Source organism: Streptomyces sp. NRRL S-337 (assembly GCF_000720175.1).
In the GTDB taxonomy this organism is placed as follows: Bacteria; Actinomycetota; Actinomycetes; order Streptomycetales; family Streptomycetaceae; genus Streptomyces; species Streptomyces siderophoricus.
Window position 1 is genome coordinate 12192 of sequence record NZ_JOIX01000008.1, and the last position, 14784, is coordinate 26975.

General features: G+C 67.9%; 11 protein-coding genes. 4 read left to right on the top strand and 7 right to left on the bottom strand.

Annotated elements, in window-relative coordinates:
• Nucleotides 1-182: 182 nt before the first annotated feature.
• From IG62_RS0108755 to IG62_RS0108775, 6 genes are all read right to left on the bottom strand, one after another.
• On the bottom strand, nt 183-785 hold the full coding sequence (locus tag IG62_RS0108755) for a hypothetical protein (RefSeq protein ID WP_037838018.1): 603 nt from the start codon (nt 783-785) through the stop codon (nt 183-185).
• A gap of 72 nt (nt 786-857) precedes the next feature.
• Nucleotides 858-3134 carry an MMPL family transporter gene (locus tag IG62_RS0108760; RefSeq protein WP_030799461.1) on the bottom strand — a complete coding sequence of 759 codons (2277 nt, stop codon included), beginning with the start codon at nt 3132-3134 and terminating at the stop codon, nt 858-860.
• A gap of 693 nt (nt 3135-3827) precedes the next feature.
• Nucleotides 3828-4037 (bottom strand): hypothetical protein, encoded by a 210-nt coding sequence (locus IG62_RS47100; protein WP_158795007.1) that lies wholly within the window; start codon nt 4035-4037, stop codon nt 3828-3830.
• On the bottom strand, nt 4027-8835 hold the full coding sequence (locus IG62_RS0108765) for a putative T7SS-secreted protein (protein WP_234326347.1): 4809 nt from the start codon (nt 8833-8835) through the stop codon (nt 4027-4029). Before IG62_RS0108765 ends, IG62_RS47100 begins: the two co-directional genes overlap by 11 nt.
• Entirely contained in the window at nt 8832-9482 is a 651-nt protein-coding gene (locus tag IG62_RS41525; RefSeq protein ID WP_063755342.1) for a hypothetical protein, read from the bottom strand. Before IG62_RS41525 ends, IG62_RS0108765 begins: the two co-directional genes overlap by 4 nt.
• Nucleotides 9483-9923, bottom strand: a complete 441-nt coding sequence (locus tag IG62_RS0108775) for an SseB family protein (RefSeq protein WP_051797767.1) — start codon at nt 9921-9923, stop codon at nt 9483-9485.
• A gap of 404 nt (nt 9924-10327) precedes the next feature.
• Between IG62_RS0108775 and IG62_RS0108780 the strand changes: the two genes are divergently transcribed.
• Entirely contained in the window at nt 10328-12067 is a 1740-nt protein-coding gene (locus IG62_RS0108780) for a chitinase (protein ID WP_030799468.1), read from the top strand.
• On the opposite strand, the gene IG62_RS0108785 is transcribed toward IG62_RS0108780, so the two are convergent.
• Complete coding sequence (locus IG62_RS0108785) at nt 12052-12486, bottom strand: ATP-binding protein (protein WP_030799469.1); 435 nt, start codon at nt 12484-12486, stop codon at nt 12052-12054. The two genes, IG62_RS0108780 and IG62_RS0108785, sit on opposite strands and share 16 nt — an antisense overlap.
• A gap of 112 nt (nt 12487-12598) precedes the next feature.
• Between IG62_RS0108785 and IG62_RS0108790 the strand changes: the two genes are divergently transcribed.
• From IG62_RS0108790 to IG62_RS0108800, 3 genes are all read left to right on the top strand, one after another.
• Entirely contained in the window at nt 12599-13420 is an 822-nt protein-coding gene (locus IG62_RS0108790) for a helix-turn-helix domain-containing protein (protein WP_030799471.1), read from the top strand.
• A complete protein-coding gene (locus IG62_RS0108795; protein ID WP_030799474.1) occupies nt 13417-13623 on the top strand; it encodes a DUF397 domain-containing protein in 207 nt (68 codons plus the stop codon). The genes IG62_RS0108790 and IG62_RS0108795 overlap by 4 nt, the downstream gene beginning before the upstream one ends.
• Before the next feature lie 293 nt (nt 13624-13916).
• Nucleotides 13917-14783, top strand: a complete 867-nt coding sequence (locus tag IG62_RS0108800) for a hypothetical protein (RefSeq protein ID WP_078871884.1) — start codon at nt 13917-13919, stop codon at nt 14781-14783.
• Nucleotide 14784: the final 1 nt, after the last annotated feature.

The window sequence follows — 14784 nt, forward strand, 5'->3', positions numbered from 1 at the left end:
CCCGATCTTCGGGCGCGGGGGTGCTTAGGAAATACGGCCGGCGCCCGGGAAACGGCGTACGGGCGGTGCGCGGGGCACCGCCCGTACCTATTCCGGACAGCGGTAAGGCCCCTGTGCCTTAGACACCGGGGCGGGTGCCTAAGGCACAGGGGCCTTAGCGATGCCGGACAGCCGGCCCGGCCTCAGGCGCCGGGCCGGGTGCCCTTCGGGATGGTGGGCATGCTCCCGAACAGGTCGAGGTACATGCCCGCGGAGATCAGCAGGCCGAGCACGCCGAGGGCCAGTCCGCCCCAGGCGACGGCACGCACCCAGGTGGCGGCGCGCGGCCGGGTCAGCACCACCGCGGCGACCAGTGCCGCCAGCACCGCGAAGACGCCGTTGACCAGGGCCGTGGTGTGCCAGGGGGTGCCGTACATGGCGGAGATCTGGTCGGTGGCCTTACCGGCCTGGAGGTTGATCTGCCCCATCAGCGTCTGCCGCTCGGCCATCAGTGTGCCGAGCCAGGTGCCGGTGACGGAGGCGAGACCGAGCCCGGCGGCGACGACCGCGCCGGCACCGGCGGCGATGCCGGTGGTGGGCGGAGCGGCAGCGTCGTCATCCTCGTCGGCCGGCTCGGTGTCCTCGGCCTCGCGCGCGGCCCCCGCGTCCTCCGGGGCCGCCTCGGCGTCCGTCCCGCCCTCCGTGGCGACGGCCTGCGCCGGCACGGTCTCGTCGTCGATTCGCTTATCGGCGGTGGCGGTCGTATCGGTCGTGTCGGTCGTGTCGGTGGTCCTGGTGGTACCCATGGGCGCGACCGTAGGTGCCGCGTCTGAGAACGAGATGAGAACGGCGGCGGACGGGCCGGCCGGGGCCCTTCCCTACGCCCCCACCAGCGGCCGCTCGCCGTCCCGGGGCCCGGGCAGCCCCGGCATGTCGGACAACTCAGGCATCCCGCCCGTCCGCCCCACAGGTGGTTCGATACTGATCCGGGGCAGCCACCGCTCCAGCCAGGACGGCAGCCACCAGTTGGCGCCGCCCAGCATGTGCATCAGCGCCGGCACCAGCAGCGTACGCAGCACGAACGCGTCCAGGGCGACGGCGGACGCCAGCCCGATACCGAACATCGCGATCGTCCGGTCGCCGCTCAGCACGAAGGCCGCGAACACCGCGATCATGATGACCGCCGCCGAGTTGATCACCCGGCTGGTCTCGGCCAGGCCGACCCGCACGGCCCGGCAGTTGTCCCCGGTCAGCTGCCATTCCTCGTACATCCGCGACACCAGGAACACCTGGTAGTCCATGGACAGCCCGAAGAGTACCGACACCATGATCACCGGGAGGAACGGTTCGATCGGCCCCGCGCTGCCCAGCCCCAGCCGCTCGCTCCCCCACCCCCACTGGAAGATCGCGACCACGACACCGAACGAGGCGGCGACCGCGGCGACGTTCATCAGCGCGGCCTTGAGCGGCACCGCCAGCGACCGGAAGGCGAGCAGCAACAGGACGGATCCGAGCGCGATGACGACACCGATGAACAGCGGCAACTTGCCGACGATCACGGACGCGAAGTCGTCGTAGCCGGCAGTGACCCCGCCGACCGCCACCCGCATCGTGGTGCCGCGCTCGGCCTTCGGCAGCTCATGGGTCCGCAGCCGCTCCACCAGGTCGGAGGTCTGCCGGGATTGCGGCGAACTGTCCGGAACGACGGTCAGTACCCCGGTGCCGCGGCTCCCGTCGAATTCCGGCCCGCTGACCTGTGCCACCCCGGGGGTGCCGCGAAGTTGCCGCGACAGATTGTCGAACGCGATCCGGTCCTTGGCCCCGTCCAACGTGCCGACCAGCGTCAACGGCCCGTTGGCCCCCGGCCCGAAGCCGCCACCGTGACCGTCCCCGGGGCCGCCCCGCACCATCAGGTCGTACGCCTTACGGGTCGTCGAGGTGGCCGGATTGTTGCCCTGGTCGGAGGTCCCGAGATGGAGCCCGAACGTGGGCAGCGCGAGGGTGAGCATGACACCGGCCGCGACCACGCCCAGCAGCTTGGGGTGCCGCTCGACGAACCCGGACCAGCGGGCGGCCATCCCGGCACGTCCCTCCCGCCGCGGCCCGCCCCCGGCGAGCCTCCGCCGCTCCCGCCGCCCGAGCGCCCGCATCCCGATCAGTCCCAGCAGGGCCGGCAACAGGGTCACGGAGGCGGCCACGGTCAGTACGACGGTGAGCGAAGCGGCCAACGCCACTCCGTTCAGGAAGCTCAGCCGCAGCACCAGCATCCCCAGCAACGCAATACACACGGTCGCCCCGGCGAACACCACCGCCCGCCCGGACGACGCCACGGCCCCCTCGGCCGCTTCTTCGACCGGCAGTCCCGCCCTGAGCCCCTTCCGATGCCGCGTCACGATGAACAACGCGTAATCGATCCCCACCCCGAGCCCGATCAGGCTCCCGAGCATCGGCGCGAAGTCGGCCACGGTCATGGCATGACTGAGCAACGCGATCCCGGCCGACGCGGTGCCCACGGCGGCTACCGCGGTAACGATGGGCAGGGCGGTCGCCGCCAGGGACCCGAACGCGAGGAACAGCACCACGGCCGCCGCCCCGAGCCCGATGAGCTCCGGCAACTGGGCCCGCGGCGCCTCGGTCACGGCGATCCCGGCCCCGCCGAGCTCCACCTGAAGGCCGTTGCCGGCAGCGGACCGGGCGACCTCGACGACCTTCCGGACCTGCCCGGCGTCCAGATCCTCGGTCGACCGCGCGAAGGTGAGCGAGGCGTAGGCGGTCCGCCCGTCCCCACTGATCTGCCGCGCTCCGGGGGATTGCGCTCCCCGGTTGTGCTTCCCATAGGGACTGTGCACCTCGGCGACCCCGGGCAGCCCGTCAACCCTCTCCAGGGTCTGCCGCATGGTCTTCTCCACCACGCCGGCCCGCACGGTCCCGTGATCCGTGTGCCACACGATGGTGTCGCTGTCCCCGGTCTCCCCCGGAAACGCCTTCTCCATCAGCGCACTCGCCCGCCCGGACTCGGTCCCCGGCACCTCGTAGTCAGTGGAGTACGCGGCCCCACTCACCCCCGCGGCCACACCCACGCCCCCAAACACGGCAAGCCAAAGAACGATCACCACGAAGCGGCGCCTGAGACACCACCGAGCCAGAGCGGTCACTATGTTGATCGCTTCCCGGGTTGTGCGTCGAGAACTCCCGGGTACGGGTGGTGCCGAGCGCTATGAACGGGGACGGTCGGGCCCGCACGCACACCGGTTAGGCGCGACGCCGGGCCCCATCAGAGCAGGGTGACACCGGGAAAAGATCCTTTGACCTTTTTGTGGGATTCCCCACAAAGGCTTGGGGATAGGGACCCGACGGCCCGCCTGGAGCAAAGTCATGCAGCCATCCGCCGATCAGACCCTAAGCGAGATCACCAGCGACTAATCGATCGTGCTCCTTCCGCTGCCCCTCCATCGAGTGGCCCGTGTGTTGTTACCCCCTGCACCTCGGACCGAATCTTGCTCGACGTATCAGCGAATTCTGCCAGGGAAGGCCGACCCTGATCCTTATCCAGCTCGTCAGGTTCGCTTGCTGGAAACCGACTGCCGTGCGAGAAGTCCCAGGAAACGCAGCGGCAGAGCATTTTCGATGCCACTGCAATCTTGACGCTATCCCGCAGGTCATCGGCGCCGACCATCCCTAGCGGATCGACTCCTTGCCGGACGCGGCAGCTAAGGGTGTCTGGAGAACTCTTCATCGCATGGACATCGCCGCGCAGCACCTCTCCACTCCGCGGACCGAGCCAATCGACCGTATCAACGATCACGGCGGCAGGCTCGACACATGGAAAGCGAACTTGCACCATTACTTCATTGAGGAATGGAGTCAAATACCTCAATTCCTACGCCTTTCATCTTGGCCACGACAGCGGCGTGCACATCATTATCCTCGATGAGCAATACACGCCGACTAGAACGGTTGTAGATCACAGGAACCACCGTTCTAGACGTCTTGATGAGAACCCAGTCCGTGCGTTCCGTGGTCCAAAGATAGTCGTACGATTTCGTGTCAGCGCTCATTTGGCAGATCTCCGTAGAATGGTCCACTTCCGTATGCTATCGCCCTGCCACCTCCGACCGGAATCACCTCCGAGATACGCTGAGGCGAGCCCATGTCTTCGAGAAGCCCCATCAGAGCTTTATCTGCGCTACTGGGCCGTGGCGTCCCCCCGGGATGCGTGTGATAGACAAACATGCGGTCTGCCTCAAGAGGCACTTGAACGGATGCCTCCACACCCGAGTACAAGTGGTACTGCCCGCCTCCACCACTCACCCCGGGACCATATTTATAGGTCACGGCAAACTCAACGCCGTGCTTCACCGTAAGATTCTCCATCTCTTGAACTGTCGGGCGCCGAGGGATCGCTATCCCCTCACTTCCTGGCAGCCCTTCCCCGGGTCGCCCTCCATACAGAAGACGGTTCAATTCGCATGGCGACAGCCCCAGGACATCTGTCCAAGTGTGCGGATTGTGCACATAGGTAGCGGGGTTGGGGCCAGGTGTAAGACCGAGGGGATCCGCTGAGAGGTAACGCGCGTTGTCGGAGTCGTAAATCCGATGGAAGTTGTAGTGCAGGCCCGTTTCGAGGTCGAAGTACTGGCCTGGGAACCGTAGGGGCACGTAGGCCGTAGCGTCGCGGTTCCAGGTGGTAGTGCCCCAGAGAGTGGTGCGGGTGCGCCAGGCGATGAAGCCGCGTGGGTCGACAAGTTCGGTGGGGCAGCCGACCAAGTCGGTGGCGATGACAAAGAAACGCTGATCTATTTCCCGTTGAGACGCATCTGCCCGGACGGTCGTTTTGCGTTCGGTTTGCGTGAGGGGGGTAAGATCGCGGTGATCCCAGGTAAGGGATAGAGATTCCTGACCTAGTGACGTGCGGGCGCTTTGTTCGGCGAGCATGGGACCATCCCAGGTGAAATCTATTTGCTCGACGACTGTGGCTGCGTTGCTTGCGAGCCGATGTTTGGCTATTCGGCGGCCAGCGGGATCATAGAGGTAACGCCAAACGGTGGCGTCCGGGGTGATGACGATGGTGAGACGGTCTTCCGCGTTCCAGCTGTACCGCCAGGTATCCGGCTTCCGGGAAACGCGAGTTTTTTGGCGGAGGGTGACGCGCCCCAAAGCGTCGTGTTCGTAGCGAATGCGGCCCGCCCGCGTGATGTTGGTGCCTTCGTAGGACCTTTGGCCTCGGGCTGAGGGGTTGGGGTGGCGGTCGGGCCAGGTGGCGTGGGTTTGGTTGCCGGCGGCGTCGTAGGCGTAGGTCTCGGTCCAGTCGGTGGCGTGGACGGCGGTGACGCGGCCGGCGCGGTCGAGGTCGAAGGTGCGGCGGCCGGTGTGGGAGTCGTCGATCGCGGTGAGGTGGCCGTCAGGACGGTAGGTGTAGGAGCGGGAGAGGACCTGTTCCACCTCTGCGGCGGCGGTGTGGGGAGTTTGGGCCGTGCCGGTTCCGACCGTGGTGAGGGACTGGGACGTGAGGCGGCCGGTGGGGTCCCAGGTGTGGGAGAGGGTGAGGTTGTCGCCGATGGTGCGGGTGAGTTCCTGGCCGGCGGCGTCGTGGTCGAAGGTGAGGACGTGGCCGGCGATGTCCATGGCGGTGCGGTTGCCGGCGGCGTCGTAGGTATAGGTGGTGGTGTGGCCGGTGGGGGTGGTGCGGCTGGTGCGGCGGCCCAGGGCGTCGTAGGTGAACGTCATGGTGCGGCCGTTGACGGTCTCGGCGGTGACGCGGCCCAGGACGTCGCGGGTGTAGGTGACCGTCGCGTCGGGGTTGGTGGCCTGCTGGAGGTTGCCGGCGGCGTCGTGGGTGTAGGTAGTGAGGAGGCCCGCGGCGTCCTTGTGCGTGATGCGGCCGAGGGTGTCTCGGGTGTAGGTGGTGACCTCGCCGAGGGTGTTGGTTCGGGTGGTGAGCTGGCCGGCGGGGTCGTGGGTGTAGGTGAGCACCCGGTCGTCGAAGTCCGACTCCGACCGCAGGCGGCCTGCTGCGTCGTAGGTGTAGTTCCAGGTCAGACCCTGGGGGTTGGTGACCTGGGTGAGGCGGAGTTCGGTGTCATGGGCGAACTCGTGGCGGACGCCGTCGGGGTCGGTGCGGGCCACCAGGAGGTCGAAGTGGCCGTACTCGTAGGTGGTCGTCTGGCCGATGGGGTCGGTGTGGGAGGTGCGGTTGCCTTCACCGTCGTAGGTCCACTCCTCGGTGGCGCCGGTGGGGTCGATGCGGGCGGCCAGTTTCCCTTCGACCGTCCACATCATGTGGGTCGTCTCGCCGAGAGGGTTGGTGATGGATGTGGTGCGGCCGAAGGCGTCGCGGCGGTAGTGGGTCACCGCGCCGAGGGGGTCGGTGACGGAGAGCGGTAGGCCGGCCTTGTTGCAGTAGAGGTGGGTGGTGTTGCCCAGGGCGTCGGTGACGGAGGCGAGGTTGCCGAGTGCGTCGTGGGTGTAGGTGGTGGTGGCGCCGGTGGGGTCCGTGGATGAGGTGCGGTTGCCGCTCTCGTCGTAGGTGTGGGTCCAGGTGGTGCCGTCCGGGCCGGTGACCGCAACCGGGTTGCCGTCGGCGTCGTAGGTCGTCGTGGACGTGGAGCCGTCGGGGAGGGTGACGGTTACCGGGCGGCCGGCGTCGTCGTAGGAGATGTGGGTCGTGCGGCCCAGCGGGTCGGTGGTGGAAAGGATTCGGTGACCCGCATCCCGCACCGTGCGGGTGGTGGCGCCGGTGGGGTCCGTAGTGGCGACGATGTGGTGGTGGTCGTTGACCTGGTAGGTGGTGACCTGGCCGAGGGAATTGCGGTGCTGGTTGGTGCGCAGGCCGGTTTCCGGGTCGGGGTCGCCCCAGGTGAAGTCGCCGCGGAGGTGGCCTTCGATGCCGCCCTGGGTGATGCAGCGGTCCTGGTCGTCGTAGACGTAGTGGTAGCTGCTGTTGTTGGTGTCGGTCCAGGAGGTGATGCGGCCGGACTCGTCGTAGGTGAAGCGGAGGGGGAGGCCGGAGGAGTTGGTGACGGTGGTGAGGTTGCCGAGCTCGTCGTAGCCGTAGGTGACCAGGAGTTGGTCACTGCCGTCGGGGGCGGCGCCGGCCAGGTGGAGGGCGGTGATGCGGCCCTCCTGTGTGGTGAGGAGGAGGCGGTAGCCGGCGCTGTGGGTGATGGCGAGCGGGGTGCCGTCTTCGGTGTAATCGAAGGTGTGGTGGTTGCCGTGCCGGTCGGTGATCTCGTCGAGGACGGCGAGGTTGTCGGTGTAGGTGGTGAAGTAGCGGCGTAGGCCCGTCACCGGGTCGGACAGGAGGTAGTCGCCGTCGGGGGTGAGTTCGAGGGGCGCGCCGTCGCCCTCCACGGGGCGGGTGGGGACGCCCACCGCCGGGTGGGGGTAGCAGAGGAAGTTGCCCTCTTCGCCGATGAGGATGACGCCCTCGGAGTCGATCTCCAGGCGCTGGTCGACCGTGGACATCCAGGTGGGGCCGAACCAGCGGCCGGTCCGGTAGGACGATTCGAAGGTGCGCGAGAAGGAGAGCGGGAGGCTGCCGGGGAGGGTGATGTCCGTTTGCGGCAGGACCATCCGGCCGGTGGCCATGTCGATCGGGTCACCACAGGTCTTCTTGGACCACATCTCGCGCAGCCGGTCCCGGACGGTGCGCTTGCCGCCCTCCTTGGCCGCGGTGCGGGCCGCGTTCTCGGCGGCCTCCTTCGCGCCCGCCTTGGCTGCGCTCTTGCCGAGCCCGCCCGCCCCCTTTCCCCCTAGGACGTTCACCAACGCAGAACCGTAGGCATCGAAGGGATCGCTGCCCCAGCCCGAGCCCAGCATCCCCTTGGCCGTCTCCACCGGGTGGAGTGGTGCCTGAGCCAGCCCCATGAGGGTCATCGCGGTGTTGTCCATGAACTGGAACGGGTGCGTGACGTTGTACGGGTCCAGCGGATTGATCTTGCGGCCCAGCTTGAGGGTGTCCGCGCCCGCCTTCAATGCGCCGCCGGCTATGTGCAGGTGCTCCAGGACGAGCGCCTCTCCGCCGTCCTTGAGGGCCGCGCCCGCGAGTTGGGTCAGGGCCGGCTTCTCGGGCGCGTGCGCCAAGGCAGCCTTGATGGCATTGCGGGCGTGCTCGGCGGCCTCGTTGCGTTGGCTGCGGGCCTCCTTGAGCATGTCCTGGGCCGCCTCGCGGCCCTCGGCGCCCGGGTCGACCTCGACGGTGGGTTCCTGTGGCATGGGGCCGGGGTCCTGGCCCTGGTCGACGGCGGCGTTGTAGGCATCGGCCTGGGCGTTGTATCTGTCGAGCTTCGCCTTGTACGCCTCGAAGGAACAACGGGTGGCCTCTTGGGCGTTGTGGTACTTCTCGATCGCCTCGGCGGCCTTGTGCTGCGCCCAGATCACCGTCTCGACGTATGACGCCAGCGCCTTGGCGGCATCACCGCAGGCATCGGCGGCGTGCATCCACTGCTTGGGGTGCATGTCGAACGCCTCACGGAAGGCATCGGCCGCCTTGCCGCTCCAGTGCTGGCCCGAGCCCAGCTTGCGCATACCGTTCGCCACCCGGTCGAACGCCGCGGAGAAGTCCTTGAGGTGGGCGGCGGTCTCGGCGATCTTTCCCGGGTCGCCGTGGATGAGTTCTTTGGGGTCCTCGGTCTCGCCGAGTTGACGCTCGTCGACGTGTGCCCCGAGGGCGCCGGCCACCTTCGCGCCGCCACTACGGACCGCGTGCGCCGCATCGTCCAGACCGGCCGTCTCCAGCGCATCACCGGCCAGCTCGGAACCCTTCTCCACCACCTCCCCCGCGCCGCGCTCGATCGCGCCCGTGACCTTGCTCGCGCCCTCGCCGACCGCGTCGATGGCATCACCGAAGATGCTCACTTGCCGTTACCCCCCTGGCCCTGCTGCCGGCCCTGTCGGCCCTGCTCTCCCTGCGACGTCCCCGCCTCGTAGAACCCCGTCGTGACCTCGACGTCCTCCCCGCCGTTCTTGATCCGGTCCGGGACCGAGTGCGCGTCCTGGAGGAGCTGGTCGCCCGCCTGCAGCATCTGCTCGCGCGATTCGCGCGACGCCTCGGAGTGCGGGTCGAAGTCGGCGTTGGCCACCTGGGAGATCGGGTTGTCGTCGATGACCTTGTCCCAGGACCTCTTGTGCAACTTCTCCGCGGTCAGGTTCGGATCGCCCATCGCCGCGTTCACGGTCTGCTTCAGGGCGTCCGAGGCGTACTGCTCCTGCTCGTAGTAAATGCCAGCCGTAATACCCAGCTTCTTGGAGAATTCGTTGGCGTCCTGCATCAGGGTGCGCACGCCCCAGCCCCAGCGGTCGCAGAACGAGTCCAGGGCGGCGGCCAGGCCGTCGTCGCCGCATTCCATGTTGTCCAGCGACAATCGGTCGAAACCGCGCCCCAGTTGGGCCTCCACGTCGAAGCCCAGTTCTTTGAGCTCGGACGTTGCCGCCCTGATTCCCTTGGTGAGTTGCTCGAACGCCTCCGGCTCAAGCTGGTAGCCGTTTCCGCCTATCAGGCCCATTTACGCTCCCTCTCCGCGCACCGATGCGTCCGATATGTCGTCAGTGGGCAGGGCAGACACAACGGGTGGGGTGTCGATGGCCACCCGGTCGGGCACGATTCCGCGCACCGGCGGGAACAGCGCGCCCTGCTCGCTGCCCGCGTCCAGGGCCACCCCTGTAGGGCCCTCGATGGCGGGAATCAGCACGTCAAGGACGCGAGCGCCGGACACGGACAGGTACTGCCACTCCGTGCCGGGCTCGGCGCCGCGGCCCAGCGCGAAGCGGGACAGCGCCTCCTCGTCGGTGAAGGCGTACAGCCAGCGGATGCCGTCCAAGTCCGCCGAGAGGAGGGTGTCGTTGACCGCCGGAATCAAGACATGGGTGCGCCGGAATTCCCCCACGAGTGCGGCCGGATCTGGTTGACCGGCATGAATCGCCGCCACCTCATCGATCAACGACATAACGGACCGAGCCCTCCCCCGATTCCCTACTCAACTGCCATACATACTTTCGCATACGGCACTGACAACGGGGCTGGGGACGCGGCGGGAAGGTGGAGCGAAAGGCCGGACCACAGGAAACCGGCCCGCAGTTCCTTTTGGCTTCAATTACCTTGCTGTTTGGGCGAGGAGGGGAATCGCTCGCAATACTGGCGGCCGCCCCCGCGAGCCACCCCCGCACCCGAACCCACCCTCCGTGCCGGTCGCAGCCGCCCCGGCAGGCCCGTCCGTCCGTCCGCGTCACACCTCTTGACCGGCGTATTGGTCTGAACCATTCTGGGCGCAGGGTCGGCAACGGCTCTCGTCAGCGGTGGCCACCGTCTCGTGCAGTCCTCGGGCTCCCCCTTTCGGCACAGGAGACAGGTATGCCTCGCACCGCAGCACCCACCCGCATCAGACCCTCGCGCCACAGACACAACAGGCACCACAGACGCCTGTTCAGCACACTTCTGGTGGTCCTCGCCAGTGCGGCGGCCGGCATGTCGGCGGCCACCCCGGCCACCGCCGCCGACGTCAACGTGGCCAAGAACGCCGGCTATGAGTCCGGTCTGAGCAACTGGACCTGTTCGGCGGGCAGTGGGGCCTCCGTCGGCTCCCCCGTGCACGGCGGCGCCGCCGCCCTCAAGGCGACCCCCACCGCCTCGGACAACGCCACCTGCTCCCAGACCGTCGCCGTCAAGCCGAACGCGACGTACCGGCTCAGCGCGTACGTGCAGGGCTCGTACGTCTACCTGGGAGCGTCCGGCACCGGAACGACGGACGTCTCCACCTGGACGCCGTCAGCCACCGGATGGCAGCAGCTTGCCACCAGTTTCACCACCGGCCCGAACACGACCTCCGTGACCGTCTACACCCATGGCTGGTACGCCCAACCCGCCTACTACGCCGACGACTTCAGTGTGCTGGGGCCGGACGGCGGTGGCGGCACCGACCCCGACCCCCAGGTCCCGGCGGCCCCCGGCGGCCTCACCGCCGGTTCTGTGACCTCGTCCTCGGTCGCCCTCTCCTGGAACCCGGTCTCCGGCGCCACCGGATACACCGTTTACCGCGACGGCACCAAGGACCGGACGGTGAGCGGGACGTCCGCGACGGTGACCGGACTGAGCCCCTCCACCAGCTACCGTTTCCAGGTCTCCGCGACCAACGCGGCCGGTGAGTCGGCCCGTTCGGCCGAGATCAGCGTCACGACCTCCCCGTCAGGCGGCGGAACCGACCCCTCCGCCCCCAAGCACGCGGTCACCGGCTACTGGCAGAACTTCAACAACGGCGCGACGGTCCAGAAGATCAGCGACGTTCCGAACCAGTACGACATCATCGCGGTCGCCTTCGCCGACGCGACGACCACGCCCGGTGCGGTCACCTTTACCCTCGATTCGGCCGGTCTCGGCGGCTACACCGTCGACCAGTTCAAGGCCGACATCAAGGCCAAGCAGGCGGGCGGCAAGTCGGTCATCATCTCCGTCGGCGGCGAGAAGGGCACGGTCTCCGTCAACGACTCCGCCTCGGCCGCCAACTTCGCCGACAGCGTGTACGCGCTGATGCAGCAGTACGGCTTCAACGGCGTCGACATCGACCTCGAAAACGGCCTGAACCCGACGTACATGTCGCAGGCGCTGCGCTCGCTCTCCCAGAAGGCGGGCGGGAAGCTCGTCCTCACCATGGCGCCGCAGACGATCGACATGCAGTCGACGTCCGGCAGCTATTTCCAGACGGCGCTGAACGTGAAGGACATCCTCACCGTCGTCAACATGCAGTACTACAACAGTGGGTCGATGTTGGGGTGCGACGGAAAGGTGTATTCCCAGGGGAGCGTGGACTTCCTCACCGCCTTGGCCTGCATCCAGCTCGAAGGTGGCCTCGACCCGTCCCAGGTGGGCCTGGGCCTGCCCGCCTCCACACGGGGCGCGGGCAGCGGCTACGTCGCCCCGAGCGTCGTCAACGCCGCCCTGGACTGCCTCGCCAGGGGGACGAGCTGCGGCTCCTTCAAACCGGCGAAGACCTATCCGGGTGTGCGCGGTGCCATGACCTGGTCCACCAACTGGGACGCGGCGAACGGCAACGCCTGGTCGTCGGCGGTCGGCCCATACGTTCACGGACTGCCGTAACGCCCGTCGGCACAGCGGAATTCGCACCACACGATCTTCCCGGGTACGCGCTCGCCGACGCCCCACCGGTCGGCGAGCGCCTCCACCAGCAGCAGCCCGCGACCGGACTCGCACTCCGCGCCCACGGTCGCCTCCGTTGCGTACGGCTCCCCGTCCCCGCTGTCGTGCACCTCGACGCGCAGCGGTCCGTCCGCGGCCCCCAGCGATAGCCACAGCCGGTAACCGCGCCCCGGTGGGGCGCCGTGCAGCAGGGCGTTGGTGGCCAGTTCGCTCACGCAGAGCACGATGTCGTCCGTGCGTAGTTTCAGATCCCAGTCGGCGAGCGTGGTACGGGCGAACTCCCTGGCCAGGGACACGGAACGGCGCTCCCGGAGGTAGAACGCCGAGCGGGTGCAGAGAGCCTGAATCTCCTTGTACATGGCAGCACTGTCACACCCTGTGATTACGCTGGACCACAGCGTGAAGTCGTACAGATTCGATGTACGACTCCGCGCCGCATCAGACAGTCACGACGGGGGGAAGGCAAGCCGCATGCACCCGGCGAACAAACCGAAGAGGATCACGTCCTGGCACGTGATCGGAGCCCAGCTGAGCCACTTCCGGCGGGCCGCCCGCATCACTCAACCCGGCCTTGCCGAGCGGGTCGGGCTCCATGAGGACACCATCGGCTCCATCGAGCAGGGCCGCAGACCACTGAAGATCGATCTGGCCGAGACGCTGGATGAACTCCTCGACACGAAGGGGGCATTGGCAGTCGCGGTGGCGAAGGTGCCGCACAAGGAGCGCTTTCCGGCCTTCGTGCAGGACTTCGTCGAGTACGAAGCGGACGCGCTGTCACTGCTCTCGTACGAGAACCACGTCATGCCTGGCCTGCTGCAGACCGCGGACTACGCCCGCGCCGTCTTCTCCTGCCTGTTCCCGCCCATCAGCGAACCGGAGGCGGACGAGCGGCTCTCCGCCCGACTCGATCGGCAGCAGTTGCTGCATCGGGATCCATCGCCCGTCTTGAACTTCATCGTGGAGGAGGTGGTTCTTCGGCGGCCGATCGGGGATGCGGACATCTTGCGCGAGCAGATCAGGCATCTGCGACGGTGTGCGGAGTTGCCGTTCGTCGGGCTTCAGATCATGTCCACTTCTCGCGCAAAGCACGCCGGCCTGGATGGGCCAATCGTCCTGCTCGAAACACCGGAGCACGGTCAACTGGCTTATATCGAAGGCCAACGAGTCAGCTATCTCGTTGATGACCCGGACGAGGTCAGTCTGCTCCAACAGAAGTATGGGATGCTGCGGTCGCAGGCACTCGCTCCTGAAGACAGCATCGGCCTGCTTGACGAACTGGCGGGAGAGGCATGAGCAGCCCAGCAATCGGCGACATGGCCTGGTTCAAGTCCAGCTACAGCGCCAGCGAAGGCGGCAACTGCCTCGAAGTCGCCGCCAGCTCATCCCCCCACCCCACCATCCACATCCGCGACTCCAAGAACCCGCAAGGGCCCACGCTCACACTGAGCGCCGGTGCATGGGCCGAGTTCCTCGCCCTCGCCACCGCCTCCGCCTGATCGGTCAGCGGCGCCATGCGCCACCGAGGTCTGGGTACGGACAGGCCGCGGGTCTCCGCCCTCGGTGGGTGGCGACCACGTTCCGGCTGCGGCGCGCCAGTACTCGCTCTTCGCCCGTGAGGCGGTCTCCCCCACCCCCGCCGTGCGTGACGCACACCCGCCATCGTCTACAGTCCTGTAGACGAAAGATCGCTGGGCAGCGGCCGCCGACCACGCGTGGTCCGCTGAACGGCGCCCGATGTGCAGTTGGTTGCCCAGGCGCGACGTACCGCGCCGGGAAGGCGGACGGAACGATGGCGCAGTCGACCGGCGGGGCGACGACCCTGCCCACGACGGGGGAAGGGCGGGGGCACGAGCCCCTGCCCCACGCGGGACCGGGTGCCGGATGGAGCAAGGTGCCGCAGGTCACGGCCCTGTTCTGGGGAGTGAAGGTCCTCACCACCGGCATGGGCGAGACGGCCTCGGACTACCTCGGCCGGACGCTCGGGCCGATACCGGCGGGCTGCCTCGGACTGGCCGGGTTCGTGCTCTTCCTGGCCCTCCAGTTCCGGGCCACCCGTTACCGGCCGTGGACGTACTGGTCCGCGATCGTCATGGTCAGCGTGTTCGGCACGATGGCCGCCGACGTGGTACACGTCATCGCCGGCATCCCCTACACGGTCTCGGCGGTCGCCTTCACCGTCGCGCTGGCCGCCCTCCTGACGGCCTGGTACCGGGCCGAGGGGACACTCTCGATCCACAGCGTCCGCACCCGGCGCCGGGAAGCGTTCTACTGGGCGACGGTGCTCGCCACCTTCGCGCTGGGCACCGCGGTGGGCGACCTCACCGCGGGCACCCTTCATCTGGGATATCTGCCCTCCGGCATCCTGTTCGCCGCGCTCATCGCGGTGCCCGCACTGTCCGGCCGGTTCCTCGGTCTGAACGCCGTCGCCGCCTTCTGGGGGGCGTATGTGCTGACCCGCCCGCTCGGGGCCTCCTTCGCCGACTGGATGGGCGTCTCCACCGCTCACGGTGGCCTCGGCTGGGGGACGGGGCCGGCCACGCTCGCGCTCACGGTCCCGATCGTGCTGCTCGTGGGCTATCTGGCGATCAGCCACAAGGACACCCCAGCCGAGCCGACCGAGCAGACCGAGCAGACCGGCGCACGCGACCTCGTCTGAG

What these genes read in the sequence shown, in the direction of transcription:
- IG62_RS0108755 (WP_037838018.1), bottom strand. Translation starts at nt 785, where the DNA reads ATGGGTACCACCAGGACCACCGACACGACCGACACGACCGATACGACC.
- IG62_RS47100 (WP_158795007.1), bottom strand. Translation starts at nt 4,037, where the DNA reads ATGAGCGCTGACACGAAATCGTACGACTATCTTTGGACCACGGAACGC.
- IG62_RS41525 (WP_063755342.1), bottom strand. Translation starts at nt 9,482, where the DNA reads ATGGGCCTGATAGGCGGAAACGGCTACCAGCTTGAGCCGGAGGCGTTC.
- IG62_RS0108775 (WP_051797767.1), bottom strand. Translation starts at nt 9,923, where the DNA reads ATGTCGTTGATCGATGAGGTGGCGGCGATTCATGCCGGTCAACCAGAT.
- IG62_RS0108780 (WP_030799468.1), top strand. Translation starts at nt 10,328, where the DNA reads ATGCCTCGCACCGCAGCACCCACCCGCATCAGACCCTCGCGCCACAGA.
- IG62_RS0108785 (WP_030799469.1), bottom strand. Translation starts at nt 12,486, where the DNA reads ATGTACAAGGAGATTCAGGCTCTCTGCACCCGCTCGGCGTTCTACCTC.
- IG62_RS0108790 (WP_030799471.1), top strand. Translation starts at nt 12,599, where the DNA reads ATGCACCCGGCGAACAAACCGAAGAGGATCACGTCCTGGCACGTGATC.
- IG62_RS0108795 (WP_030799474.1), top strand. Translation starts at nt 13,417, where the DNA reads ATGAGCAGCCCAGCAATCGGCGACATGGCCTGGTTCAAGTCCAGCTAC.
- IG62_RS0108800 (WP_078871884.1), top strand. Translation starts at nt 13,917, where the DNA reads ATGGCGCAGTCGACCGGCGGGGCGACGACCCTGCCCACGACGGGGGAA.